Here is a 25,797-nt window from a genome sequence, read left to right as displayed (position 1 = left end):
GAAGGTTTGTCAACCGCTTGAAGCTCAGCCGCCGCAGTCTTTATCGGGCTGCTGGCCGTCATGGGCCTGCCACTGGCACTCGATCAGTTCCATGTGGCTGAATACTGCCCGGAAACTGGAATCCTCCGGGCTGGCGGCATAGATGCCGAAGGACACCGGACCGTTGCCTTCCCACAGATGACAGATGCGCATCTGATGCCAGTCCTGACCGTCCTGGGAACAGTCGATGCGGAAATCGCTGCCTCTGCGGCTGAGCCGGTACCACATGGATTTGATGTGGGCAGGAATCTCGGTGGTGGCCCAGTCCGAATAGCCGTGATTGGTCACTACGCTGCCAAGATGCTGGAAAGTCTCGTTCTCATATTCAATGGAGCCTTTCAGCCAGTTTTCACTGTCCAGATACAGGACCACGCCGCACTGATCAAACCGGTGACCAGAAGCAAACTCGGTTTTGACCAGGAAGGAAAAATAAGGCTCCTGAGTGGTCATTTGCAGTACCGGAGCGGTGTCGTTGCGGAAATGGTAGTAGGTGCGCTGCCACAGGTCGGTGTGCGGGGCCGTGACGATCTCGATGCAGTCGGGACGGATACTGTACCCGGCAGGTTCCCGGGTCCAGACCAGGCGAGAGGTATCAAATACGTCCATGAAGATCGCTTCCTTTCCGATTCTGCCGTACAATACATTTTAATATATGGTACCATACCGCGGGTACCGCCGCAAGAGTACGGGCTCAAGAGAAGGCAGAGGACTCTTGACAAATGCCGTTTCGTGTGCTTGAATACCTGTATAAAGGCGCAGCGGATGCGCCTCGTTGAGAAACCGCAGATGCGAAAGTAAAACTGCGCCATGCCCCCACAGAGAGCCCGGATGGCTGGGAACCGGGCGGGAAACAGGACAGACAAATGGATCGCAGAGGGCGGCGGGGAACGGCCGGAAGGCTTACTATCCGTCGACGGCAGCCCCCGTTACCGGGCGGAAGCGGTGATTGCCGCTTCACTGAGTGGCCGCGTTCACGCGGCAAACAAGGTGGTACCGCAGGAGATTGACCTGTCCTTGTACAAATTTCTGTACGGGGGCAGTTTTTTTGTACCCCGCCCACAGGCAAAGGAGCGTAAGATCATGGCAGAAAACATTCAAAATTCTCAGGCTCAGCCCAAACGTAAGCGGATTCTTTCGGGCATTCAGCCCACCGGCACGCCCACTTTGGGCAATTATATGGGCGCGGTGCGCAACTGGGCATTGCTGCAGAAGGACTATGACTGCCTGTATATGGTGGCCGACCTGCATTCCCTGACGGTGCGCGAGGAGCCTGCCGCTCTGCGCCGCCGTACCCGGGAACTGGCCTCCCTGCTGCTGGCGGCGGGCATTGACCCGGTGAACAGCGTTCTGTTCGTGCAGAGTCATGTCCCGGCCCACACCCAGCTGAGCTGGATTCTGGCCTGCAACACCCAGTTTGGAGAGCTGTCCCGCATGACCCAGTTCAAGGACAAGAGCGCCAAGCATCCTGACAACGTCAACGGCGGTCTGTTCACCTACCCGGTGCTTATGGCGGCGGATATCCTGATCTACAACGCCGACCTGGTGCCGGTGGGCCAGGACCAGACCCAGCATTTGGAAATTGCCCGCGATATTGCCCAGCGCTTCAACGGCGTGTACGGCAATACCTTTACTCTGCCGGAGGGCTACGTCCCGGCGGCGGGCGCCAAGATCATGTCTCTGGCCGAACCCACCAAGAAGATGAGCAAATCCGACCCCAACGTCAACAGCTTTGTGCTCATGACCGACGACCGGGATACCATCGTGCGCAAGTTCAAGCGCGCGGTGACGGATTCGGACGGCGTGGTGCGCTTCGATGCCGCCAACAAGCCGGGTGTATCCAACCTCATGACCATCTACTCCGCCTTCACCGGCAAGACCATGGAGGAGATCGAGGCCGAGTTTGCGGGCAAGGGCTACGGCGACTTCAAGATGGCGGTTGCCGAGACCACTGCCGACGCTTTGGCTCCCGTCCAGGCGGAATACGGCCGCATCCTGGCCGACAAGGCTTATGTGGACGGTGTGCTCAAGGACGGCGCCGCCCGGGCAAGCCGCATTGCCGACCGTATGGTGGCAAAGGTTTACCGCAAGGTGGGTCTGCTGCAGCTGGACCGCTGATCCCTGACGGAAAAAATATCTGTCTTGGGTCAAATTTGTGAAAAATAGAAAATCTGCGCCTTTTGCGGCGCCTGTATCCCGGCATTTTGGGGTGCAGGCGCCGCTTTTTTGTGCGCTGCTGTTTAAACGGATGTTTAAAAAAACCAGAAAATGGAATAAAAAACGAATATCCTTGAACAGATGTCAAAAGAAAGGCAAAACTCTGCTGTCAGGAAAAGTCAGTTTTAACAAAAATGACATCGATTCTTCGTCGCTTTTTACGGCGCACTTTGTTAAATTATGGAAAATCCGCCTTGATTTTTGGGAAGTGTTGTGATACCATTACTACATGCATCTGGAATAATTTACTAATCCTACTATTGTGTCGGGAGTTGCACAAATGCAACTTGAGTGGTTTCCGGCACCTTTACAGCGGGCCGCCGGGATGAAGGTCCTAAGGACGTTCGCCGCTGTTTTTCATCCTTTTTTGAATCAGCATCCTGCCGGGGCAGCTGCTCCGGTGCGCTTTTGTTCGGTGGATGGCCGGGCGGGGGCAGGATGGTTGAGCGGTGGGTACTTGCCTGCCGGATAAATAGCCCAAATTTTAAGGAGGAAAAACGCATGAAGAACAAAGCAAAGCGCGTTGTCAGCGCCGTATGTGCGCTGGCAATGTGCGCGGCCATGCTGCCGGCTGCGGCGTTTGCAGACGAGCCGATTGCCGACAGCAGCATCCAAGTGATGTCAGATGAAAAGCAGATGGATTTTACGCTGTCTGTGGGGCAAACAATCGAATTGGACGGCGAACCTACTACAAACACTCATAGCTGGACTGTGGGCGGCTCCAATAAGGACTGTATTGAATTTGTAGGAGCAAACGACACTGAAGATGTAACGATTGAGGCGGTCAAAGGGGGAACGTGCACAGTTACCCACAGCTATGGGACAGAAAATTGGTGGCAACGGGGGATTGAAGTTTTTAGCATTACTGTAAATGCTTCTCCTACCCTCGAGAATATGACCTTCCAGGCAGAGGTCACTGCCATGCCGTACAATGAGGATGGCACGCAGGCAACTTCTGTTGAAATTCCTTTTGAGCTGACTTATCGTGGCGATAAGCCTGGTAATCTGGCGGATGAAAGCTTTGGGACGGTTGAATATACGGCCACTGTCAACGCTGCAAACACCCCGGTCGAAGTGACAACAAATGAAAGTGTTGAATCGTTGCCTGAGGGCTTTTACTGCCTGTCTTTCGCCGGTGACGAAAATGTTTGGGACAAGGACGCCGCGCTGAAAGATGAATCTATTTATTACGAAGTTACTGCAGAAGGTGCAGTAAATCTGGTCAACAAAGCGGGCAGTTCTACTTCCAGCGAAGAAAATAGAGTTGTTACGCTGAATCCGAAATTGTATACCTTGGATTATCGCAGTGGCTCTAGTGCCGGCGATATTGTTGGCGAAGCACCGGATGATGTTACCTACCAGTATAACCAGATTGCAACCGTTGCGGAAAACACAATGACCCGTGAAGGTTACACCTTTGTGAACTGGAAAGATATGATGGGAGAGCAGTTCTGGAACCCCGGCGACACAATCCAGATGACAAGCAACATTAGTCTGTTTGCAAACTGGGTGGAAGGAACCGTGAATCCGGATCCGGATCCGGAGCCGGAACCTGAACCGGAGCCTGATCCGGTTCCGCCGGAGACCGACCCGGTTACGCCCAATCCCGATGAAGAGGACGGTGTTACGGTGGACAAGACTGCCACCGGCCTGGTTGATGACAAGAGCAATGTTACCCTGACTGTTGGCGGCGGCGAGGAAACCACCGCTTCCGATGTGGTCTTTGTCCTGGATAAGTCCGCCAGCAGTGAGATCCGCCAGGAAGCCATGGATATGTTGACCGAGCTGCAGAAACAGGCTGGCGAGGGCAACATCATCAATGTCGGCGTGGTCAATTTTGAAAAAGGCGTTCTGGAACAGCTGGAACTGACCGCTCTCAATGATGAAAATTATGCTGCCATTAATGAAGCCATGATTTTCCAGAATGTGGCCAGCAGCGGCACCAACATTTACGCTGGTCTGGTTGCGGGTGAAGCCATGCTGGACGCCGATACCACGGTGGAGGATGCCAACAAGCACCTTGTCCTGGTGACCGACGGCGTTGGCTACCTGTGGGGCAGTGGCAACGGCAATAATGTTTTCTCGATTTACAGCGAAAGTACCTCCAACGGCGAAGAAAACCTCTACGCCAGCCACGAGACCATTGACTGGCACCATAGCGGCACGAGCTATTATGGCGAGTTCCAGAATATGCTCAAATGGTACAATGAGAATAGTGCCAGTATCGCTGATGACATGGGCCAGTACCAGGTGACTTATGAGGAAGGTCAGTACAAAGCCAAAGATTACGGAGTAATATCTAATCAGGGTGAGGATACTGACTGGTCGGTAATCGAAAAGTTTAAGGCGGAAAACAGCTATGTCCCCGCCGAACTGGAAAATGAGACTGCCAGCGCACCGGATGCAGCCATCTATATGGTTGCCCGCGAGTGGATCAAGATTGCTAAAAAGTACAATGCCTATGCCTACGCTGATCCCCGCTATGCAAAAGATGGGAAGTATCTCTGGGCTTACAATGCTATCTCCAACTTGGGCGACCTGGGCGATGCCTCCTATACGTTGCCCGAAGATGCTGCCGGCTATGACGGTATGTTCGATGCCGTTAAGAGCACTGTACTGTACGATATCGAGAGCGGTACCGTCACCGATGTGATTGGTAGCAACTTTGATGTTGCCAGCTTGGACAGCTTTGTGTTGACGGTTGGTGGTATTGAGATGAAAGGTGTTGTAAATGGCAACACCATCAATTTCGGTGAAGCTGTCGATGGCGTGTATCCCTATGTGGTGACCTACACCACCGGTGAAAATGAGCAGTTCACTTGGGCAATCAATGTTCCCGTTGAGGATGGCGCTGCTGTCCAACTGACCTACACCGTTAAGCTGGTCAACAAGGCGACCACCCCCGGCGACCACACCGTGCCCACCAACGAGGAGGCTACCCTGACCTACACCTCCACCACCGGCGGTGAGGGCAGCGAGACCTTCCCTGTTCCCACTGTGACCTATACTGTCACGTCGCCGACTCCCACGACTACTCCTGATACCAACACCGTTACCGTTACCGGTACGCCCGCACCGGATGAGCATCCCGACATTGCGGATGCCAAGGCAAACGGCACCTGGGGTCAGCCCACGCCGACTCCCGCTGCATCTTCGGTGATCCCTCAGACCAGCGACGATATGCCTCTGGTGACGCTGATCAGCGTTGCCGGTATCGCAGCGGCTGCTGTTGTGGTTCTGGTGGTTATGCGCCGTCGCCGCAAGCAGTAATGCCTGCCGCAGGTGCTGAGCCTGCCCTGTTCTGAAAACCCAATCACGGCCCAGGCGCCGGAGCGAAAGCTCCGGCGCCTTTTGTCATATTCGGCAGTTTTACACGGGATCCGACGGTTTTACATTGTACAGAAAGCCGATCCATGGTATAATAGTACAAATCTTATTCACATGCTGCCGGCCGGTATGCGCGCTGTCACGGGCATATGGCATGCGGTGGTAATTTGTCTGAACGGAGTGTCCGATCCTATGCCGTTTCTTTCCCTTGCGGAAAACCGCTATATCCGTCAGCGGCTTTCGTCGGTGCGCCATGTGACCCTTGACCCGGACGGTCCGGGTGTGGTGCGCATTCATCTGGTGCCCTGCCGGACCAGAGGCCGCGACGTGCCCTTCATCGCCATTCTCAACGGGCGGGATATTCTGCCCCTCAACGTTTCCTGGGCCATTCTGCTTGCCAACCTCATGGACGCCCTGCAGCCTTACGAGGGGCAGGAACTTCAGACTGGCCAGTGGGCACAGGTGACAGACCGTGCCGTTGAGGAGACGGTTGCCGTATACACCAAAACCCCCAGGGAGCAGATTCGCGCCGACCTGGAGGCGATGCTGGAGGCCTTTCGGGAGATTGCCACGGGACAGGGGACAGATCTGCCCATCCGCCAGATGAATCTGGGGGAGTATGCCCCCTATATGGTGGCACCTCATCGCATGGACCTGATGATCAGTTCCATGCAGAAGGACGGCGCCTGGCAGTGCAATCAGAAATGCCTGCACTGCTACGCGGCCAACCAGCCTTACGGCGCCAGTGCCGAGCTGGATACCGACCAGTGGCTGGCAATCATCCAGAAATGTCGGGCTGCCGGCATTCCGCAGCTTACCTTTACCGGCGGTGAGCCCACCATGCGCAACGATCTGGTCAAGCTGGTGAAAGCGGCCCAGTGGTTTGTGACCCGCCTCAACACCAACGGACGGCTGCTCACCACCCCTATGTGCCGGGAACTCAGTGAGGCCAGCCTGGACGCGGTACAGATTACCCTGTATTCCTGGGACGCATCGGTACACAATGAACTTGTGGGAGCTCCCGGGTTTGAGGACACGGTCAGCGGTATCCGCAATGCGCTGGAGGCGGGGCTCAATGTGAGCATCAACACGCCGCTGTGCAGCAAAAATGCAGATTACTGCAAAACGCTGGAATTCGTCCACGGGCTGGGCGTCCGCTATGCCACCTGCAGCGGCCTGATCCCCGCGGGCGGCGCCACCACCGAGCAGAGCCGCACCACCCGCCTGAGCACCGAACAGCTCACCAATACCCTGCGGGAAGCCATGGAATACGCTGTGCAAAGCGGGATGGAGATCGACTTTACCAGCCCGGGCTGGCTGCCGGAGGAAACCCTGCGCGGCCTGGGATATGGCCTGATCCCCAGCTGCGGCGCCTGCCTGTCCAATATGGCGGTTGCCCCCGACGGCACCGTTCTGCCCTGCCAGAGCTGGCTCTCAGGGCCGGGGCTGGGCAATATCCTGCACGATCCCTGGAACAAGATCTGGAATGCCCCTGCCTGCCGCCGGATCCGGCGGGTCAGCGCACGGATGGAACACATCTGCCAGCTGGGCGATCCCCGCCGGCAAAAGGAGGAAGCATGAAAACCATACCCCTGCACCGTCTGGCCTGCCTGCTGGCGGCGCTGATGCTGGCTGTGCTGTGTGTGCCCGCGGTGTCGGCCGATTCCGGCGACTACGATGAGATCCAGAGCTACGTCATCACGGTAGACCCCCGGCAGGACGGCAGCGCGGACATTACCTATCAGATCGACTGGCAGGTGGTGGGAGGCGGCTCCGGCGATTATCTGTCCTGGGTCAACATCGGCCTGGCCAACAGCTATGCCGATGAGATCGAGATTCTGACCCCGGATACGGTGGCGGATGTCTCCCTGATCACCGAGAACGGCAGCTATGCCAAGGTGACCTTCCATGACAAATACTATGCCCCCGACGTGGCCGCGGCCAACGGCGGTCAGAGCCGGGTGGAATTTGCCTTCAAGGTGCACCAGAGCCATCTGTTCACCATGAACGACGACAACACCGCCAGCTTTTCCTTTACGCCGGGCTGGTTTGATGAGATCTGCGTGCAGAGCCTGACAGTGCGCTGGCGCAATTACGACGGCTTTCTGGCCGACAACACCGGCACCGACGGCGACTATCTGACCTGGGAGTTCGGCCCGCTGGGGCACGGGGAGCGGGTCAACGTCAATGTGACGGTGCCTATCGTGACGGCGGAGGGATATACCGAGGAGAACGAGAAAACCTCCGAGGATATGGCCGCCGCTTCTGTGGAAAACACTTACCAGGAGGACGACTCCGCCGAAGGAGTGGCGGCAACAGTGGTCACCCTGATGGTCGTGCTGCTTATCGTCTTTGCGCTGAGCGCCCGTACCCCCCGCTGGCACGGCGGCATGGGGGTGGACGACGCCGCAGCCTGGATCTGGTATTCCAACAACCTGCATACCATCCGCATGCGGCGGGGCGCACCGCCGCCGGCGGGCTATCATGCGGTGGACCCGCCTGCCGGTTTCCAGGCAGGGGGAGGTTCCACCCGGGGCGGCGGTGCCGGACGTTCCGACACCAGCCACCACAGCGGATGCGTCTGCGCCTGTGCCTGCGTTTCCTGTGCCTGTGCCTGCGCCTGTGCGGGCGGCGGCCGTGCGGGATGCAGCGTGAAGAATTTCTATCGTATCCGGCTGCCCAAATCGGCATTGCCCGCCAAGGAGTACGACAATGAGCATTGAGGAACAATACGATGCCTGGGTGCGGGGCCTGATGGGCTCGACCCGTGCAGGCAGCCGGCGGGATGCCGAGGAGGCGGCCCGCAGCGTGGAGGAGATGCAGCGGGAGCTGGAACGGCTCACCGCGACCTCCCGCAGTGATCCCACCGCCGCCGTGGAGCGGGCTGCCGGTGCCACGGCGGAAAACGTCCGCCGCATGAGCAGCGAGCTGACCCGTTCCCTTCGCAGGGACGGCCTGCTGGATGAGGTCCCGGCCCGCAAATCTGCCCCGGCGGCTCCGGCCAAAAAGGGAGACTTCACCGGGCTGGCGGATAAAGTGCGTACCCGGGTGCTGGGACAGGACGCCTTTGTGGGGGCCCTGGTCAAGGCTTTCCGCCGTCCCTTTGTGATGGGCACCCCGGAGGATTCGGCCCATGTGCGCAGCCTTATGCTTCTGTGCGGCGCCGAGGGCACCGGGCGGCACTACACCCTCCGCTGCGTGGCCGAGGAGATGGCTGCCCGGGGACTTCTGCACAGCGCCCGCATTGAGACCATGGACCTGTCTCTCTATCCGGGACCTGCCCAGGAAAAACTGTTTTTGCAGGACCTGTATGCGGCTTTACAGTCCAAGGCGGAGATCCTTGCCTTTGACCATTACGAGAGCTGTGCCTCGGCCTATCTGAACATGCTGGCCGCCCTGGCCATCGACGGCACTCTGGCCCTTTCCAGCCGCTATGTGCTGCAGCGGGGAATTCTGGTGGATGTGGGCACTGCCCTGGCGCCGGGTGCTGTAGGCGAGCTGGAGGCCGGCGGAAAATACTTTGTCTTTTTCTCCAACAAGGGCCCTGAGGCTCTGGCCGAGCGCTTCGGCGCACGGTTTGTGGATGCCTTGTCCGGGGATATCTGCCGCACCCAGCCCTTCACCCCCGAGAGCCTCAACGCCATTGCCGCCCGGGAACTCAACGCCCTGGCTCAGAAGGTCCGTGCCCAGTGCGGGCTGAACCTCTCCATGGACAGCAGCGTCCGGGATCTGCTGGCGGCCCAGTACGGCAAGGCCAGGGGCATTGAAGCCATTCAGGAATATGCCGACAACGCCTACCGCGCCCTTGTAGAGTATGTCCTCGACCACGAGGAACCCATCCGTGCCGGCACGCAGGTCCGCCTGAGCACGGCGGAAGGCCGCCTTGCCGCTGCGGTGGGGGAGGGGAAAACCTTCGACCTGTTCGGTCTGCTGCCCCAGCAGTACCGCGGCGACGTGGCCGCCGTGGAGGCGGAGCTGGACGCTATTGTGGGACTGGACACGGTCAAGACCTTTGTGCGGGACATTGCCAAGAACGTCCAGGCCCAGCAGCGCCGCAAGGCCCAGGGCCTGACCGCCGCTACCGTCAATATGCACATGATCTTCACCGGCAACCCCGGTACCGGCAAGACCACCATTGCCCGCATCCTGGCCAAGTACCTCAAGGCCATCGGCGCCTTGGGGGGCGGCCAGCTGGTGGAGGTCACCCGGGCCGATCTGGTGGGGCGCTATGTGGGCCACACGGCGCCCCTGACCAATCAGGTCATCCGCAGCGCTCTGGGCGGTGTGCTGTTCATTGATGAGGCATACAGCCTCTACCGCGGCCGGGACGACAGCTTCGGGCTGGAGGCCATCGACACCCTGGTCAAGGGCATCGAGGATCACCGGGATGAGCTGGTGGTCATTCTGGCCGGATACACCCGGGAGATGGAGCAGTTCCTGACGGCCAATTCCGGCCTGGAAAGCCGCTTCCCCAACCGTATTGAGTTCCCCGATTACACCGGGGAGGAGCTGTGGAAAATCACCCTCTCCCTGGCGGACGGCAAGGGCTACAAGCTGGATACCGCCTGTGAGGCTCCCCTCAAGGCCTACTTCGACCGCAAGCAGGGGGAGGATGCCGCCCACAACGGCAACGGCCGCATGGCGCGCAATGTGCTGGAACGGGCCATCCTCAACCAGTCCAAACGGCTGGTGGCCGATCCGTCGGCCTCTCTGGAACTTCTGCTTCCGGGAGACTTCGATCTGGACGACTGAATGGAAAAATCATACAAAAATCCCCCGCCGGGGCGCCCTCTCAGGAGCAGCCCCGGCGGGGGTCTTTTTTTGAGAATGATGCTGCCTCAGTCCGCGTCGGCGGCGATGGTCAGCAGGGAGTTGAAGTACTGCCCTGCGGCGGAGGCATCCTCACGGCCGGGCAGGAAAAGCCCCACTTCACGGGTGAAAGGGCTGTCCTCCCCGTTGAGGTCGATCCAGGTATCGCCGGTGAAGGCATCGGGCAGGCAGGCACGCAGCAGGGTATAGTCAAAGGTGCGGTTGTTGGGGGTGAAGGAGGAGGTCTCCTCCGCGGAGGTGACATAGAGCACCGCGGTGTTGTCCACCTCGCCCCGCACCGGGGAACCGGAGCCGTCCAGCAGGGAGGCAAAGGTCCGGTAGTTGTCCTCGCCCTTGCCCACAATGGAGGTGGAGGAGGCTTCCGCCAGACGGATGCAGCCAAAGAAGCGGGCATCCTCGGGCAGAGCGTCGTAGATGGAGCAGAAATTGTCATACATGCTCTGGGCCAGATCGGCGCCGGAAAGTTCCTCTTCTCCGGAGAGGATGGCCTCGGCGCTGTTGTCACAGAAAAGCTCCACCATGGCGGTATTGTCGCCGAACAGGGTCTCCAGCAGCTCAGGGTCCTCGTCCAGCAACTGGGTCAGGCGCAGAATGACATACTTGCTGCCGGTGGTGGTAGCGGAAGCATCGTTCCGGTCCATCCAGTAGACGATGTCGGAGAGGCTGTCGTCAGGCTGAGCATCTTCGTCCCGCAAGAGGGACAGCGCCTTGACCGCCAGGGAGGGGGAGACATCCTCGCCCAGGCCGATGATGTGCAGCTTGTCACCGCTGCTCTGGGTGGCGTTGTACTCTCGCAGCCATTGGCAGAACTGGGCGTCGCCGGTGTCTGCATCGGGGTGGAGGGCCAGATAATCGTCGTAGAGGGATTCCGGGCCGTCATTGATGTAGCAGTCCAGCAGGACGCCCGCGGCAAAGCCTTCCTCGGAAAGAACGTAGTTGACGCCCTCCTGCTCATGCAGGCGGGTCAGCATGGCCTGGCGGACGGCAAGGCTTTCACTGGAGGAGGTGTCGTCCCCCAACAGGCAGACCCGTGCGGTGGAAGGTTCGCTGTCCTCTTCCTCTCCATCCAACGCAGAGGAAACGTCCTCTTCCGGCGATTCTTCCTCCCGTACCGGCCACAGGGTACTCAGGTCGGTCAAGTCCACAGCGGAGCTGTTGTCCTCCAGGTATTCGGCAAAGGTATCCAGTTCCTCGTCGGAGTACTGATCCACCGCCGTCTCCACCGTTTCGCCGTTGGGATAGACATCGCTGGTGCTGTCGATGCCGTACAGGAACTTGTGAAGGATGGCAATGTTTTCGGCCCAGTCAGGGTCATACATCAAACGGTCGTCCATGCCGTAGCGCACGCCGTAGGTGCCGTCGGCGGGCAGAGACATCTGCTCGGCGGTAACGCCCAGAAAGTCGGGCAGCTGCACCAGCAGGGCAGCGATCTCCGACTTGGTAAAGTTGGTCTGGACCAGGGGCAGCACCGTATTGAGCAGGTTGTCCAGATCCATGGGGGTGGCATTCTTGATCTGATCCAGAACAGCCTGAATGACGGTGCGCTGACGCTCAATGCGGACCCAGTCGCTGTCGATGGCGCGCAGACGTGCATACTGCAGGGCGGTATAGCCGTCCATATGATTGACGCCGGGCTCTACCTTGTCCACAATCAACATGGAGTTGGAGGGAACTTCCCAGTTGAGGGCAGCGGCTTCCTCCTCGGTCAGATTGATATCGATGCCGCCCACCGCGTCAACGATCTGCACAAAGGAGTTGAAGTTGATACGGACGTAATGATCCACCGCCACGTTGAAGCAGTCTTCCACCGTCTCCATGGTGAGCTTGGCGCCGCCGTAGCGGAAGGTGTGGGTGATCCAGTCGTACTCACCCTCGTAGCCGTCCAGCAGGATGGGAACGCCGGTGGCGCGCTCGATGGAGACCAGCTTGATGGTGTCCTCCTGAATGTTGAGGGAGACCAGGATCAGACTGTCGGCCCGGGCGTCCTCACTGAATTCGGTGGTATCGCTGGTGCCGTCCAGGTCGTTCAGATGGGTAAAGGCATCCCAATCGTTGACGGCGTCGGTGCGCTCGTCAGTGCTGATGAGCAGAATGTTCAGCACATTGGAGTCCTCAAAGGGACTGCCCTCCGGCATGATCATTTCGCCGGTGTTTTCCACCAGACCGGTGCCGTCCAGGTCCTGGTCTTCATCCGCATCAATGGTGCCGACAGAATCCACACTGCCGTCATCGTAGCGAATCAGGTCCAGCTTGCCGTTGATGTAGAGGGCTGCTGCACCGATCAGCACCACAAAGACGCAGAGAATCCCCAGCAGGACTCTGCCCCACAGGGGGATGCGATGCTTCTTTTTGCTGCCGCCGTGCTTTTTGCCGGAAGCAGACTTCTCCTCGGCAGTGCCGGCGGGAGCGGCAGTTTTTGCAGCGGGGGAAGAGGCATTCTCATCCCCCGCAGGAGAAGAAGGTACAGAATCGGCCGGCTGCGTCCCGGCGGATACCGATTTCGGTTCATTATCTTGTTGCGCCATATTGTTCCTCTGATAAAAAACGTGAAAACGTTTGATTTTTGTAATGCATCGGGAAAGCGGCCTGCACAGACACAAAGCCGCAGCCTAATATTACAAAATTATGATACCATACTTTTCGGGCCATTGCATCAATTTTCGCGGAGCTTTCACATTTGCGGCAAACAAAGCTAAAAGAAAACGGACAGCGGCAGGCAAAACAAAAACGAGCGCCGAATCCTAGGGATTCGGCGCTCGCTGCATCAGCAATTCAATGGGATAAATTGAGAGAAATTACTGTTCCTGGCGGCGCTTGCGGACGACGACCAGAATGATCACCGCAGCGGCGGCAACCGCGGCCAGGATGGCCAGCAGGGTGACAGGCATGCCGTCGCTGGTCTGGGGGACAACGGCAGCTGCGGGAGTGGGAGTGGGCTGACCCCAGGTGCCGTTTTCTTTGGCTTCGGCAATGTCGGGGTGCTCATCCGGGGTGGGGGTGCTGACAGCGGTCTGAGTGTTGTCCCAGAGCAGAACATACGGCGAGAAGCTGTCCGTGGTGAAGGAGATGCCGTACTCGTCAGTCTTGACATTCAGAACCTGAACATTTGCGCTGGCAATGCCGCTTTCCACATCGGAAACGTTCATGTCGCGGTCCAGACCCTCAAAATGAACCAGCTTGAAGGTGGTGTTGGCATCGGTGCCGTCGGGATACGGCCAGTAAACAGTCACAGCCTTGCTGGGAGTCAGCCAGACGTTGCCGTTGTTGGCATCCACCAGATCCAGGTACTTTGCCTCGTACTCGACATTCTGGAAATCCTTGGCGGCGGTATCGATGGCCTTCTCGGTGAGCATGGAGTAGTAGTCACTGACGCCCTCGGTGTTGTCGGGGGAGACGATATCGTCGAACAGCAGGGAAACGTCGGCAAAGCCTTCCGTTTCGGTAACATCCACATCGCTGTTGTTGATGTAGAACTTGGTGTCCTCATCGCGGATCACATAGGCATGATCCAGAGCAGTTTTGTTGGGATTGTCTGCCTTGGAAGCCTCTGCAACGCTGTTGAAGGAAGAGGTCACCACGCTGTCCTGTTCGCCGGTGACATAGCGGATGTTCAGGTTGCCGGGGAGGGTGGTCAGGGTGCAGGTATAGCTGGGACCATCGGGAATACTGACCTGAAGAATGACTTGCTTTGATTCAATGAGCTCCTGATAGATATCCATCTGGTAATGCTGGTACAGCGTGCCGGTGGAGGCAGGATTGAACGTGTCGCTGTCATGGATAGTGCCGGCTTCATCCGTAAATGTCAAACGGAAGGGTGCGGCATTGTCCACAGGGACAAAAGCGTAGATATATTTGCCGAATGCAGCCGAATAGGTGTTGCCGTAAGGAGACAGCGTCCAGCTGTGATCCGCGTCGGTACCCTGGGTGTAGATGGAAAGGTAGTTGGACAGGTCGGCAGGGGTTCCTTCCGTGGAAAGACCGGCATCTGCCAGAGCTTTGTTGATTTCCGCAGGCAGAGTGATATAGTAACCGGGCTCAGGCAGGGAATTGCTGCCGGAGATGGTTCCATCGGTTTCGGAGACGCCCTCATAGCCGTTGTCGCCGCCCATGTAGATGGTGATGTCGGCGGGCTGGACAACAGCAACATACTGTTTGATCCACTTCGCATACAGCGTGGTCCAGTTTGCGGTCAGCGGGGTGGAAAAATCGAATTCCTTGCCGTTGCTGCAGGCAGCATCCGTGTACCAGCCGCCGAACACATAATAATACTCATCGCTGTCGCTTTGGAGGGAGGGGGCGGCAGGCTCGTCATAGGTCTGGCCGTATTCATAGCAGGCAACGGTTTCAGGGATCCCGCTCACAGCGCTTGCGTCAACGCCGGCGGGCAGGTTGGCATTGAACTCGATGCCGACCAGAGGAGCATAGACATACGTGCCGCCGCAATCGAAGCTGTTGGGATGGGCGCTGGTATTTGCGGTGTAGCCGGCACAGACATCCGCACAGGCATAAGCGCGGGCACCGTAAGTGGTGGCAGTTGCCGGCACGTCCTCCTTGCCGAGCTGAGACCAGTCGTATTTGTGGTGGGAAAGCTGAGCCGTGGAAACTTCGCCGATCGTGGCATTGTCGGCACCGAGAATATCTTTGATGTCGGTTGCCTTATCGTCTTTGAACAAATCGGCGTCATTGTTGCCGGCAGAGGTCTCCGCATTGCCGCGGGCATACACCGTTTCCATAAAGGGGTTCAGGAGCAGGGTGTGCATCTCATCATTGAGGGCAAGGCTGGCATTGGTCAAAACAGGCTCAGTGTTGCTCTTGAGATTGTCCGCGGCGTTGGTGTTGAGGTCATAGGCGACAACATTGCCGCTTGTGGTGGTGACGGCGCCCTTGCGGCCGACGGCACCCAGCCAGACGGAGCCGGGCTGAGCGGCAGAAGTGCCGCCGCTGACGGTCAGCATGTTACCGTTCAGCCACACATCACCGGCACTGTAGCTCAGCATTTTTTCACCGTTGCAGCGAATATCCACCGAGCAATTGGTCAGGCTGGAAGCCTGCGACTGAATATAGATGCCGGCATAGCCGTTGTGCAGAACTTCCAGACGGGAATTGGTCATCGCAAAACCAATGCAGGACAGAGCGTGGCCCCCGCGGTTGCCGTCCATAACGAGATTGGAATTGTTGACCATCCAGTATCCGGAGTTGCAGGCATTGCCCTTGTTGTTGCTGACGGTAACGCTGGAGTTGTCCACGTGGATATTGACGTTGTTGATGGCAAAGCCGCCGGCCTGGTTGTCGCTGAAATCCACGACAGAATTCGTGAAGAAGACGGCATCGTATCCGGTCTTGTTGTCACCGGAATAGAAAATATTGATGTTGCCGCTTTCCGTAGAGGCGCCGGTGGCGGACATGGTGGAGTGGTCCAGTTTCAGCACCGAACCGCCATACATGGCATAGCTCCAGCCATTGCGGGTATTGGTGGTGGAAATTTTGCTGTTGTTGAACTGTACCGCGCCGGTACTGCCGTAAAGGCCCAGGAACTGACCGTTATAGCCGTTGGCAGACAGAGCGCAGTTGTTCAATGCAATGTTGCCGGAGAAGAAATAGATGCATGCATCATAACCGGCCGAAGTGCTCTTGGAACCGTTGCTGTCCGTGACAAAGGTGCAGTTGTCAAACCGAACATTGCCGCCGATCCAGAGCTTGGTAACGACTTCACCGTTATGATAGGAAATTCCGTCCTGATTGCCGCTGATTTTGACCGTCTGGCCGGAAAGGTTGAAGGTGCAGTTGGAAAAAACAAGGGGAGCATCCTCGGCAGCGGCCTGTCCGCTGATCATGACGGCCTGTCCCTCACCGATGTTGAAGACGGTTTTTTCCTTGCCTTCCTTGATGATGTTGACGCCGTTGTTCAGAGCGAATTCCTCGCTGCCGTCGGAGCTGGCACCGATTGTGCTCTCATCTGCGCCAATGCCGGAGCCGGCGCCGATGGAATCGTCCGCGAATACAGATACAGGAAATGCGGTGCCGATACACAGTGCCAGAGCACACAGCATACAGACAAGCCATATCCAACGGTTTTTTGCTGATTGCATGAAATAATTCCTCCTTCAGAATCAATAACTCCTTTTGATTTACAGCGGGAATGTCCCAAAGCATCCCCGTGCGTTGTCCCTCCCTTCCCGTGTCGAGGTATCTCTTCGACAAGTGCAGCAGGCTTAAAAAAACGCATTTCCCCGGGCAGAATGCAGTGTAGAGAGAAATACGGTGAAGCACAGCGGAATTTATACATAAAATAAATTATATTGCAAACAAAGGCGCAACACAACGAAATCAAGATTTTTAACAATACATTAAAATATTAATAAACTGAAATACATGTTACCATATATTCCCTTTGAAAGCAAGAATGTACGCTAATAAAGAGAAATAATCCGAGAAAAACAATGCAGAATACCGGCGAATCAAAAAGCAAGATCACGAATTACTGCAATTCCGATCAAATAAAAACAACATAACTGTATTACATAAATAAAACCGCAACCCTAAAACAGGGCTGCGGTCAATGCGGAAGGTGAAAAAACAAAGTGTTATTCGTTTGGACGCTGATAGAAACGCCCCAAAATCTGGTCGGTCTTGATGACGTTGATGAAGGCCTTGGGATCGGCGTGCCGGACGGCGCGGATCACCGACTTGCATTCGTCGCTGGACACCACCGAGTAGACCACCTTGCGCTCCTCATGCTGGTAGGAGCCCTCGCCGTCCATAACGGTGGCGCCGTGGTGGCTGATCTTGGAAATTTCCTCATAGACATCCTGGGCATGGTTGGTGACCACGAACAGCGTCTTTTGCTGGTAGCGTCGATACATCATGTGCAGCACCTGGGTGGAGGCAAACTGGAAAATAATAGAGTACAGCGCCTTGTCCCAGCCGAAGAGCAGGCCTGCCGCCGCCAGGATGAACACATTAAGAACCAGCACCATGTTCCAGGCGTCGATCTCTTTCTTCTCGGAAAGGTAGAGAGCAATGAAGTCGGTACCGCCGGTGGTGGCGTTCATGACCAGGCACAGGCTGATGACAAAGCCGTTGATAAGCCCGCCGAAGATGCTGATGAGCAGGGTATCGTAGGTGATGGGAAAGGCGGGCAGCAGGTCGGTGAGCAGGTTGGTGAGCATGATCATCAGGCAGGAATAGAGGGTGAACTTTTTGCCGATGAACCGGAATCCCAGATAGACCGGGAAAGCGTTGAGGGCGACGTTGACCACCGTATAAGGCAGCTCAACATGGAACCAGAGCTCAAATACCCGCTGCAGAAGCAGAGTCAGGCCGGTAGCGCCTCCCGGATACAGGCCGCCGGTGCGGACAAAAGATTTGATGTTGACAGCCATGATAACGGCAGCCAGACAGATGACGACCAGCCGCAGGCCGTCTTTTTTCAAGTCGAATTTCATAAAAACGATACCGCCTTTTGTTGATGTGGCACGTTTGTGCCGTTTTATGTCAAGCTCATTATACCCGATACCCCGCCGAATGAAAAGGATTTTTGCACAGCAATTGTATAATCCTCAAGGACAGGCGCCAAACTAAGGGCAGTACCACGGCGCGGGGGTTCCCGCGCAGAATCTTTCGCGGAAAAGGACGGAGGACAATGGACAGCTTGAAAGCATTTTTTAGGGAAAAAGGTCTGTACTTGATCTGTTTGGGCCTGGTCCTGGCCGCTACGGTGACCAGCATCTGGGCGATCCGCAACGTCGTGCGCGGCGTTGAAAACCTGAACAACACTACCCAGGAGGAATCCACATGGAATCAACCCGATGCAGCCGCAAACACTCCGGCATCCGATGTGCCGCAGAGCACGCCGAAGCCGTCGGAGGAGCCGTCTGCCTCGTCGTCCTCCTCTGGGGAGTCGTCACAATCTGCCGCCGTGCAGGGCGGGTCTGGCGAATCTGCCGCTTCGTCGGCACCGTCAGCCAGCTCCTTCACTGCGCCGGTAGATGGTGAGATCACCCTGGCCTTCAGCGGGGACGAGCTGGTGTACAGCCAGACCCTGGGAGACTGGCGCACCCACAACGGTGTGGACTATGCCTGCAAGACCGGCGATGCCGTCAGGGCGTCGGCCCCGGGCACCGTGTCGGCAGTCTACAGCGATGCTCTCTGGGGTAGCGTGGTGGAGGTGACCGATGCCTCCGGCAATGTGTGGAAATACTGCGGCGTTTCGGAACCCACCGTTGAGACGGGGGACACGGTCAAGGCCGGGGAGGGGATCGGCCGGGCCGGCAGCATCCCCAGCGAGTCGGAGGACGGCGTGCACATCCATCTGGAATGCCTGCAGGGGGAAACCTGGGTGGACCCTGCAAAAGCACTGGAAAACTGAACTTTGCGTCCCGCGGGCGCAAAAAAAGCCGTACCCGGCAGTTGAAACTGCCGGGTACGGCTTTGCTGTACATGAGAAAGGGCGGAACCCCCACATCCGCTCCGGGGATGTCAATGGGCAGAGTGAGTAAAGGACAGCGTCCGGGAGGTGCCGTCGGCGTAATCCAAAAGCACGTCGTAGGTGATGCCGACCTGCGGAGAGCCGGATGCGGTCCCCACTGCCTGCCAGTCATCCGGCCAGTCATTGCCCTTGCTGTATGTTCTGCCGTATTCGATCTCTCCCAGATCTTTGCTCTGCTCCTCAAGCAGGCCCGGATCCTGAGAAGGATCTGAGAAGCCGGTCTGGTCCACCCGGACGGCAGCATTGTGCACACTGTTGTAGGGGGCCATGGTATAAATTTCCCGATCCAGGCGGAAAGAGATGAGATCATATTTCCGGAAGTCATTCTGCCCGGTTTGCACGTTATACACCAGAGTGGCCGTATAAGTGATGAGGCCGGGATCGGCAAATGTAACTTCACCGCCATTGCCTGCCGGTGAGGTAAAGCGCCGTTTTTCCCGGATCTGGCCCAAAGCGTCGGCATCATATTCCGGATTTTCTGCGGATAGCTCCGGGACCCGTATCTGGACGGTTGTCGTTATTGTGTTGTCCGTCTGCGTCGTCTTTTGTGTGACCGGGACCGGAATGGTTTTATCCTCGGTGGTGACCGCTGCCGTGCAGTGGATTTCCGCCGGGGTTACCGTGGAGGCGGAGGAAAGGGGAGCAGTCATGGTGCACAACAGGCAGACCGCAATCGTACCGGACATCAATCTTTTCATCCATCTCATCTTGTAAACCTGCCTTTCCCGATAGTTTGTATGGAGAAGGGGGACAAATCAAACCGTTACGGCACCCGGCCCATAAAGGCTGAAAAAAGAATCCTCGACTTTTCTTCTGATTTAATGATACATTTCTTTAATAAATTTGTCAATTCTGACGGTATGCTTTTTCAAATAAAATTGTTAATGAAATGTATGTATTCTTGTCCGTTTTTGTGCTATATTGAATTAAAACTTATCTGTAATCCCACGTAATGATCTCACAACAAATGGGAAGTGTTCCTATGACTGATTCCAAATCTTCCCGTGCTTCCCGCAGCGGAACAGCTGCCGGCATGCGGGAATCCATAAAAAAGGCCGTTACCGAGATGATGGTCCTGTTTCTGCTGCGGCAAAAGCCGATGTACGTTTACGAAATGTCGCAGGAACTGGCTCGGCTGACGGGTGGTGTCTATACCTTCAACACACTGTATTTGGCTGTCTATCGCCTGCAGGAGCACGGCCATATTACCGAGGCGGGCAAGCGGGAGGCAGATCACCGCATCCGGGTCTATTTTAAGCTGACAGACGCCGGACAGCGATATCTGGACGAACTGCTGCCGGCTTATCGTGAGATGACCGGCGCACTGGATGGCCTGCTGGCACAGGATGATAAGTTGTACAAGGAGGAATGACCATGTATGAAAGGGAAGTGAAAGATTACTGCCGGCGCGCCGGCGGCTTGCTTGCCTGTGGTCGGACACAGCGGAGGGAGTTTAATCGGCTGACCGCCCAAAGCGTGCGGGATTATCTGCAGGAAGCACCCGATGCGTCCTGGACGGAAGTGGAGCAGATACTGGGCAGTCCGCAAGACGCAGCCGATGCGTTTATGGAATCCATGCCGCCAGATACGGCCGAACGTTGGGCCGGTGCCCGCAAACGCCGCCTGCGTCTGGCCGCAGTTTCAATTTGTCTGGTTATTGCATTGCTGGTGGGGGTCATTGCCTTTTTTTGGAAAACAGATGGTGTGGTTATTGTTGAGACACAGACAACGTTTTATGACTTTGGGGAAGACACGCCCTTTCCAACGCCCATGCCATTAAAATGAGAATAAAGGAGCAAATAAATATGAAAAAGATTTTTGTGGTAGCACTTTCTTTGTTTATTATGCTTTCGCTGGCGGTTCCCTGTTTTGCCGACGGGTACGAGGCTAATATTGTTTCCGTCACCGAAGAAGTTTTGGACAATGGCGTTGTCTGCACAACGACTATTTACGAGTATCCTTCTATTCAGCGTGACAAAACAAAGAACGGGAGTGTACGGCGAGAGTACATATATGATGGAGAAATAGTTGCATCCGTCGTTTTGAATGCTTCCTTCTCTTATAACGGTAGCACTGCTACAATGATAACCGCCTTCGGCGATCACTCGGTCGCGTCCGGCTGGTCCTACAGCGGCCAGTCCATCTGGGGTACTGGCGCCACCGCCCACCTGTCCGCCACCATCTCCGGTCCGGTCACTTTCCCGGTGAGCCTGTCTCTCACCTGTTCGCCCACCGGCGTCCTTTCCTGATCCCCTTTTCCTTGTCCCTCCACCAGCATAAACCAAACGCCCAGCATAAACCAAACGCCGCCCGGCGGGGAATTCCCCGCCGGGCGGCGCTGCTGTTTATAAAATTGTTTTTAGTAAACTTTGGCTTCCTCTTCGCCGGTCATGACGCGCAGACCGCCCTGTGCCAGGGCCAGCAGCTCGTCCTCGCCGGGATAGACGGTGATGGGAGCGATCCAGCCCAGGCTCTCGGTGAGCTTGTCCACCGTCAGCTGAGCGTAGGCAATGCCGCCGGTCAGGATGATCTGGTCCACCTTGCCGTGGAGCACCGCGGCCATGGCGCCGGCATCCTTGGCAATCTGGTAGTAGAAGGCATCCTGAATGAGCTTGGCGTAGGCGTCGCCTTCCTCCACCATCTTCTCCACCACGCGGGCGTCGTTGGTGTGCAGGTAGGCGTTGAAACCGCCGTTGCCGCAGATCTTCTTGTAGATCTCCTGCTGAGTATACTTGCCGGAGAAGCACATCTTGATGAGATCGCCCGCAGGAACGGTACCGGCACGCTCGGGGCTGAAGCAGCCCTCACCATCCAGAATGTTGTTGACATCCACGACCTTGCCCATGGAGTGAGCGCCCACAGAGACGCCGCCGCCCATGTGGATGACGATGAGGTTGAGGGCATCGTAGGTGGTGCCGTGCTCCTTGGCGTAGCGGCGGGCCACAGCCTTCTGGTTCAGGGCGTGGAAGATGCTGCGGCGGGGCAGCTCGGGCATGCCGGAGATGCGGGCCACATCGGTCAGCTCATCCACGACCACGGGGTCAACGATGTAGGAGGGCTTGCCGATGGCGTCGCCGATCTCACGGGCCAGAATGCCGCCCAGGTTGGAGGCGTGCTGGCCCTGGACGCCCTTCTTCAGGTCGGCCAGCAGCTCGTCGCTGACAGCGTAGGTGCCGCCGGGGATGGGCTTGAGCAGGCCGCCGCGGCCGACGATGACATCCAGAGAATGAACGTCGCAGTTTTTCTCCTTGAGGAAGTCCAGGATGATTTGCTTGCGGAAGTCCTTCTGGTCGATGATGGAGGCATACTTGGCGATCTCCTCGGTGGGATGGCGCAAAGTCTCCTCAAACAGCAAGGTCTCGTCCTCAAAGACGCCCACCTTGGTGGAGGTGGAACCGGGATTGATAATCAGGCTTTTGATAGACATGGAATCGTACTCTCCTTTATGCACGGCGAAAACTGCGCGTCAATTACTGCTCATTGCTCAGGCCGGCGGCCACCACGGCTGCCAGCGCGATGGAGTTGACCTTGGTCTGGAAGGAATCGGAACGGCTGGTCAGAATGGCCGGGACCTTGGTGCCGGTCAGGATGCAGCCGTTCTCGCACTTGGCGGTGTGGACCAGAGTCTTGTAGACCAGGTTGCCTGCCTGGATGTCGGGGAAGAGCAGAATGTCCGCATGGCCGGCAGCAGGACGGTCCTGGGCGCCCTTGTGAGCGGCAGCCTCGGGATCGATGGCGATGTCCATGGACAGGGGGCCGTCCACCACGCAGCCGGTGATCTTGCCCTCCTCGTTCATCTTGCGCAGCTCGTCGGCATCCACGGTGCAGGGCATCTTGGGGTTGACGACCTCAACGGCGGCCAAAGGCGCGACCTTGGGGCAGGCGACGCCGCAGGCATGGGCCACGGCGACGGTGTTCTCGATAATGTTGACCTTGTCCTCCAGAGAGGGATAGGTGACAAAGGCAACGTCGGTGAGGAAGAGCAGCTGCTCAATGCCCTCCACCTGGAAGACGGCCACGTGGGACAGGGTCTTGCCGGTGCGCAGGCCGACCTCCTTGTCCAGAATGCTCTTGAGGAAGGTCTTGGTGTCCAAAAGGCCCTTCATGTACATATCGGCCTCGCCGTCGTGGGCCAGCTTGACGGCCTTCAGGGAAGCCTGGACCTTGTCCGGCTCGTTGATAATGCGCCAGCCGGTCAGGTCGATGTTCAGCTCAGCGGCGATCTCACGGATCTTGGCCTCGTCGCCCACCAGAATGGCGTCGGCAATGCCCTGCTCACGGGCAGCGTTGACGGCTTCCAGAACGGCGTCGTCCTCCGCAGCAGCGACCGCAACGGTCTTTTTCTCACACTCTTTGACACGGGAAATCAAATCGTCAAAATTCATTGTTACTCCACCTCGTTTAGCTGTTTACCCTGAAAAAACAGCGGCAGGCGCACGGCTGCGTCAAAAAAGGCCGCTATCTGTTAAAAGAATAACACGCAGCGGGGCGAGGGTCAAGAGGAAGCGGGGAAAAAGAGCGAAATCCCGCAATATTACGGGGCGGATACTCCGTGCGGGTCGCTTAAGCAGGTCGGAATGCAAAATTCTATCGGCAGGGCGGTATCTGCCGGGGCACCGGGCCTTGCCCTCCACCGGGGAACGTTTTTTTCGCTGCCCTGCATCTGCCGCCCCGCGGGTGCTGCAGGATCCTGACTTTTTCTCTGCCGCCTGCTGTGGCATTTTGGCTTTTGCCTGCCCGGAAGCACTGTGCTTTGCCCCAAGGGGCTTATATAAATAGGTAAAGAGAAAGGCTGGCACTGCACAAGACGAAGGGGCAGAAAGGGGAATGCAAAAAAGCGAAAGTGCAAAGTGTATAAAAGCGACAACAAAAGTGGAAAAAACACAAGCATAACACCGAAAAATAACCAAAGGGACGCCAAAAATCAAAAAAAACACATCTTTCCATTGACAAAACCTTAACGAAATAGTAAAACTATAAATGAGGATGGCGTAAACCGTCCCTGGCAGGCACCAACCTTTCCCACGTAATACCCAAACACGCACGGATTGAACTTCGGTGCCTTAAGATTTTGCCCTGACCTGTTACATTTTTAACAGTGCGGGCGACTGGGAGGTCGATCCCAATGCCCATAGCCATGTATCCCGGCAGCTTTGATCCGGTCACCAATGGCCATCTTGACATCATCAAACGGGCTTCCCGGATGTTTGACAAGGTCATCGTGGCGGTGCTCATCAACAGCGCCAAGCATCCGCTGTTCACGGTGGAGGAGCGCGTGGAACTGCTCAAAAAGTGCTGCGCGTCCATGCCCAACGTGGAGGTCAAGTCCTTTGACGGGCTGACGGTACATTTTGCCAAGGCCAACAATGCCGCCGTCATGGTGCGGGGACTGCGGGCGGTCACGGATTTTGAAAATGAGATCCAGCTTGCCCACACCAACCACGCCATCATCCCCGGCATCGAGACGGTGTTCCTGGCTACATCCATCCGCTGGAGTTATCTGTCCAGCACCGTCGTCAAGGAGGCCGCCCACTACGGGGCGGATGTTTCCAAGTTCGTGGCGCCCTGCGTAGACGCGGCGCTGCGGGAAAAAGCCGCGCGCGGCGAAGTCTGAGCGCGCACAACCAAGGTCCACGCCGCGCAAGCGGCTTGCGATAAGCATAGGTTCTCGATAGTCCTATCCATACATTCAAGGAGGCTGTTTTCATGAAGAAGATCGTCATTGCCAGCGCCTGCCGTACTGCCATCGGCAAGTTCGGCGGCACGCTTTCCAATGTCCCCGCGGCAGAGCTGGGCTCCATCGTCATCAAGGAAGCCATCAACCGCGCCGGCATCACGCCTGAGCAGGTCGACCATGTGTACATGGGCTGCGTCATCCAGGCCGGTCTGGGCCAGAACGTCGCCCGTCAGGCCAGCCTGAAAGCCGGCCTGCCTGTCACCACCCCGGCTGTTACGGTCAACGTTGTCTGCGGCTCCGGTCTGAACTGCGTCAACATGGCTGCTCAGATGATCGAGGCCGGCGATGCCGACATCGTCGTCGCAGGCGGCACCGAGAACATGGATATGGCTCCCTTTGCCATGATGAAGGGCCGCTACGGCTACCGCATGGGCTACCCCATGGGCAAGAGCGAGCTGGTCGACACCATGGTCAACGACGCTCTGTGGGACGCTTTCAACAACTACCACATGGGCATCACCGCTGAGAACGTTGCCGAGCAGTGGGGCCTGACCCGTGAGCAGCTGGATGAGTTCGCTTACAACAGCCAGGTCAAGGCCGACGCTGCCATCAAGTCCGGCGCGTTCAAGGACGAGATCGTCCCCGTTACCATCAAGACCAAGAAGGCCGAGATCGTCTTCGATACCGATGAGGGCCCCCGTCTCAGCCCCATGGAAGTCCTGGGCAAGCTGAAGCCCGCCTTCAAGAAGGACGGCATCGTCACCGCCGGCAACTCCTCCGCCATCAACGACGGCGCTGCTGCTTTGGTCATCATGAGCGAGGACAAGGCCAAGGAACTGGGCATCACCCCCATGGCTACCTGGGTCGGCGGCGCTCTGGGCGGCGTGGATCCCTCCATCATGGGTGTCGGCCCCATCGCCGCTACCCGCAAGGTCATGGAGAAGACCGGCCTGACCGTTGCCGATATGGACCTCATCGAGGCCAACGAGGCTTTCGCTGCACAGAGCCTGGCTGTTGCGCATGACCTGGAGTTCGACATGAGCAAGGTCAACGTCAATGGCGGCGCTATCGCTCTGGGCCACCCCGTCGGCGCTTCCGGCGCTCGTATCCTGGTCACCCTGCTCTACGCCATGAAGCATCGCGGCGCCAAGAAGGGCCTGGCTACCCTGTGCATCGGCGGCGGCATGGGCTGCGCCACCATCGTCGAGATGGACTGAGCGCC

General features: G+C 57.4%; 19 protein-coding genes. 12 read left to right on the top strand and 7 right to left on the bottom strand.

Translation table 11 applies throughout. The features are described from left to right. Positions 1-24 precede the first annotated feature (24 nt). Positions 25-645, bottom strand: a complete 621-nt coding sequence (locus INF35_RS06270; protein WP_193500688.1) for a DUF1349 domain-containing protein — start codon at positions 643-645, stop codon at positions 25-27. 474 nt (positions 646-1,119) lie between these two features. Between INF35_RS06270 and trpS the strand changes: the two genes are divergently transcribed. The 6 genes from trpS to INF35_RS06240 all read left to right on the top strand — a co-directional run bounded on the left by trpS (position 1,120) and on the right by INF35_RS06240 (position 10,332). Further along, on the top strand, positions 1,120-2,154 hold the full coding sequence (gene trpS, locus INF35_RS06265) for a tryptophan--tRNA ligase (RefSeq protein WP_193500686.1): 1,035 nt from the start codon (positions 1,120-1,122) through the stop codon (positions 2,152-2,154). Positions 2,155-2,191: 37 nt separating this feature from the next. Continuing rightward, positions 2,192-2,470 carry a hypothetical protein gene (locus INF35_RS06260; RefSeq protein WP_193500684.1) on the top strand — a complete coding sequence of 93 codons (279 nt, stop codon included), beginning with the start codon at positions 2,192-2,194 and terminating at the stop codon, positions 2,468-2,470. Positions 2,471-2,754: 284 nt separating this feature from the next. After that, the gene (locus INF35_RS06255; RefSeq protein ID WP_193500682.1) at positions 2,755-5,523 is read left to right on the top strand and encodes a vWA domain-containing protein; all 2,769 of its coding nucleotides are present in this window, start codon (positions 2,755-2,757) and stop codon (positions 5,521-5,523) included. 249 nt (positions 5,524-5,772) lie between these two features. Beyond that, positions 5,773-7,161 carry a radical SAM protein gene (locus INF35_RS06250; protein ID WP_193500680.1) on the top strand — a complete coding sequence of 463 codons (1,389 nt, stop codon included), beginning with the start codon at positions 5,773-5,775 and terminating at the stop codon, positions 7,159-7,161. After that, on the top strand, positions 7,158-8,303 hold the full coding sequence (locus INF35_RS06245; protein WP_193501803.1) for a hypothetical protein: 1,146 nt from the start codon (positions 7,158-7,160) through the stop codon (positions 8,301-8,303). Before INF35_RS06250 ends, INF35_RS06245 begins: the two co-directional genes overlap by 4 nt. Next, the gene (locus INF35_RS06240) at positions 8,293-10,332 is read left to right on the top strand and encodes an AAA family ATPase (protein WP_235983149.1); all 2,040 of its coding nucleotides are present in this window, start codon (positions 8,293-8,295) and stop codon (positions 10,330-10,332) included. Before INF35_RS06245 ends, INF35_RS06240 begins: the two co-directional genes overlap by 11 nt. Before the next feature lie 86 nt (positions 10,333-10,418). Here INF35_RS06240 and INF35_RS06235 read toward each other — a convergent pair whose 3' ends face one another. From INF35_RS06235 to INF35_RS06225, 3 genes are all read right to left on the bottom strand, one after another. After that, positions 10,419-12,935 (bottom strand): LCP family glycopolymer transferase, encoded by a 2,517-nt coding sequence (locus INF35_RS06235; RefSeq protein WP_193500678.1) that lies wholly within the window; start codon positions 12,933-12,935, stop codon positions 10,419-10,421. A 270-nt stretch (positions 12,936-13,205) separates the two neighbouring features. Next, positions 13,206-16,499, bottom strand: a complete 3,294-nt coding sequence (locus INF35_RS06230) for an InlB B-repeat-containing protein (RefSeq protein ID WP_207728284.1) — start codon at positions 16,497-16,499, stop codon at positions 13,206-13,208. A 495-nt stretch (positions 16,500-16,994) separates the two neighbouring features. After that, entirely contained in the window at positions 16,995-17,855 is an 861-nt protein-coding gene (locus INF35_RS06225) for a YitT family protein (RefSeq protein ID WP_193500676.1), read from the bottom strand. A 239-nt stretch (positions 17,856-18,094) separates the two neighbouring features. Here INF35_RS06225 and INF35_RS06220 point away from each other — a divergent pair, with 239 nt between their 5' ends. Next, complete coding sequence (locus INF35_RS06220) at positions 18,095-18,778, top strand: M23 family metallopeptidase (protein WP_193500674.1); 684 nt, start codon at positions 18,095-18,097, stop codon at positions 18,776-18,778. A 110-nt stretch (positions 18,779-18,888) separates the two neighbouring features. Here the strand turns inward: INF35_RS06220 and INF35_RS06215 are convergent, their stop codons facing one another. Then, positions 18,889-19,596, bottom strand: coding sequence for a hypothetical protein (locus tag INF35_RS06215; RefSeq protein WP_193500672.1), 708 nt, complete (start codon positions 19,594-19,596; stop codon positions 18,889-18,891). Between the two features lie 284 nt (positions 19,597-19,880). Here INF35_RS06215 and INF35_RS06210 point away from each other — a divergent pair, with 284 nt between their 5' ends. From INF35_RS06210 to INF35_RS06200, 3 genes are read left to right on the top strand one after another with little or no spacing between them, the layout of a single operon-like run. Beyond that, the gene (locus INF35_RS06210) at positions 19,881-20,270 is read left to right on the top strand and encodes a PadR family transcriptional regulator (protein ID WP_193500671.1); all 390 of its coding nucleotides are present in this window, start codon (positions 19,881-19,883) and stop codon (positions 20,268-20,270) included. A 2-nt stretch (positions 20,271-20,272) separates the two neighbouring features. Continuing rightward, positions 20,273-20,683 carry a hypothetical protein gene (locus INF35_RS06205; RefSeq protein ID WP_193500670.1) on the top strand — a complete coding sequence of 137 codons (411 nt, stop codon included), beginning with the start codon at positions 20,273-20,275 and terminating at the stop codon, positions 20,681-20,683. Positions 20,684-20,703: 20 nt separating this feature from the next. Then, complete coding sequence (locus tag INF35_RS06200; protein ID WP_193500669.1) at positions 20,704-21,147, top strand: hypothetical protein; 444 nt, start codon at positions 20,704-20,706, stop codon at positions 21,145-21,147. 110 nt (positions 21,148-21,257) lie between these two features. Here INF35_RS06200 and buk read toward each other — a convergent pair whose 3' ends face one another. Both buk and ptb read right to left on the bottom strand, forming a co-directional pair. Continuing rightward, a complete protein-coding gene (gene buk, locus INF35_RS06195; RefSeq protein WP_193500668.1) occupies positions 21,258-22,325 on the bottom strand; it encodes a butyrate kinase in 1,068 nt (355 codons plus the stop codon). Between the two features lie 43 nt (positions 22,326-22,368). Further along, positions 22,369-23,283 carry a phosphate butyryltransferase gene (ptb, locus tag INF35_RS06190; RefSeq protein ID WP_193500667.1) on the bottom strand — a complete coding sequence of 305 codons (915 nt, stop codon included), beginning with the start codon at positions 23,281-23,283 and terminating at the stop codon, positions 22,369-22,371. Between the two features lie 740 nt (positions 23,284-24,023). Here ptb and coaD point away from each other — a divergent pair. After that, positions 24,024-24,512 (top strand): pantetheine-phosphate adenylyltransferase, encoded by a 489-nt coding sequence (gene coaD, locus INF35_RS06185; RefSeq protein ID WP_193500666.1) that lies wholly within the window; start codon positions 24,024-24,026, stop codon positions 24,510-24,512. A gap of 92 nt (positions 24,513-24,604) precedes the next feature. Then, positions 24,605-25,792, top strand: a complete 1,188-nt coding sequence (locus INF35_RS06180; RefSeq protein WP_193500665.1) for an acetyl-CoA C-acetyltransferase — start codon at positions 24,605-24,607, stop codon at positions 25,790-25,792. Positions 25,793-25,797 lie beyond the last annotated feature (5 nt).

The sequence above is a fragment of the Gemmiger gallinarum genome (assembly GCF_014982805.1).
GTDB lineage: Bacteria > Bacillota > Clostridia > Oscillospirales > Ruminococcaceae > Gemmiger > Gemmiger gallinarum.
The sequence above is the reverse complement of the archived record's forward strand: the minus strand, read 5'-3'. Positions and strand labels throughout refer to the sequence as shown.

Bases quoted from the DNA above. Each gene is read 5' to 3' on its own strand.
- INF35_RS06270 (WP_193500688.1), bottom strand. From the start codon at position 645: ATGGACGTATTTGATACCTCTCGCCTGGTCTGGACCCGGGAACCTGCC.
- trpS (WP_193500686.1), top strand. From the start codon at position 1,120: ATGGCAGAAAACATTCAAAATTCTCAGGCTCAGCCCAAACGTAAGCGG.
- INF35_RS06255 (WP_193500682.1), top strand. From the start codon at position 2,755: ATGAAGAACAAAGCAAAGCGCGTTGTCAGCGCCGTATGTGCGCTGGCA.
- INF35_RS06250 (WP_193500680.1), top strand. From the start codon at position 5,773: ATGCCGTTTCTTTCCCTTGCGGAAAACCGCTATATCCGTCAGCGGCTT.
- INF35_RS06245 (WP_193501803.1), top strand. From the start codon at position 7,158: ATGAAAACCATACCCCTGCACCGTCTGGCCTGCCTGCTGGCGGCGCTG.
- INF35_RS06240 (WP_235983149.1), top strand. From the start codon at position 8,293: ATGAGCATTGAGGAACAATACGATGCCTGGGTGCGGGGCCTGATGGGC.
- INF35_RS06235 (WP_193500678.1), bottom strand. From the start codon at position 12,935: ATGGCGCAACAAGATAATGAACCGAAATCGGTATCCGCCGGGACGCAG.
- INF35_RS06230 (WP_207728284.1), bottom strand. From the start codon at position 16,499: ATGCAATCAGCAAAAAACCGTTGGATATGGCTTGTCTGTATGCTGTGT.
- INF35_RS06225 (WP_193500676.1), bottom strand. From the start codon at position 17,855: ATGAAATTCGACTTGAAAAAAGACGGCCTGCGGCTGGTCGTCATCTGT.
- INF35_RS06215 (WP_193500672.1), bottom strand. From the start codon at position 19,596: ATGAAAAGATTGATGTCCGGTACGATTGCGGTCTGCCTGTTGTGCACC.
- INF35_RS06210 (WP_193500671.1), top strand. From the start codon at position 19,881: ATGACTGATTCCAAATCTTCCCGTGCTTCCCGCAGCGGAACAGCTGCC.
- INF35_RS06205 (WP_193500670.1), top strand. From the start codon at position 20,273: ATGTATGAAAGGGAAGTGAAAGATTACTGCCGGCGCGCCGGCGGCTTG.
- INF35_RS06200 (WP_193500669.1), top strand. From the start codon at position 20,704: ATGAAAAAGATTTTTGTGGTAGCACTTTCTTTGTTTATTATGCTTTCG.
- buk (WP_193500668.1), bottom strand. From the start codon at position 22,325: ATGTCTATCAAAAGCCTGATTATCAATCCCGGTTCCACCTCCACCAAG.
- ptb (WP_193500667.1), bottom strand. From the start codon at position 23,283: ATGAATTTTGACGATTTGATTTCCCGTGTCAAAGAGTGTGAGAAAAAG.
- coaD (WP_193500666.1), top strand. From the start codon at position 24,024: ATGCCCATAGCCATGTATCCCGGCAGCTTTGATCCGGTCACCAATGGC.
- INF35_RS06180 (WP_193500665.1), top strand. From the start codon at position 24,605: ATGAAGAAGATCGTCATTGCCAGCGCCTGCCGTACTGCCATCGGCAAG.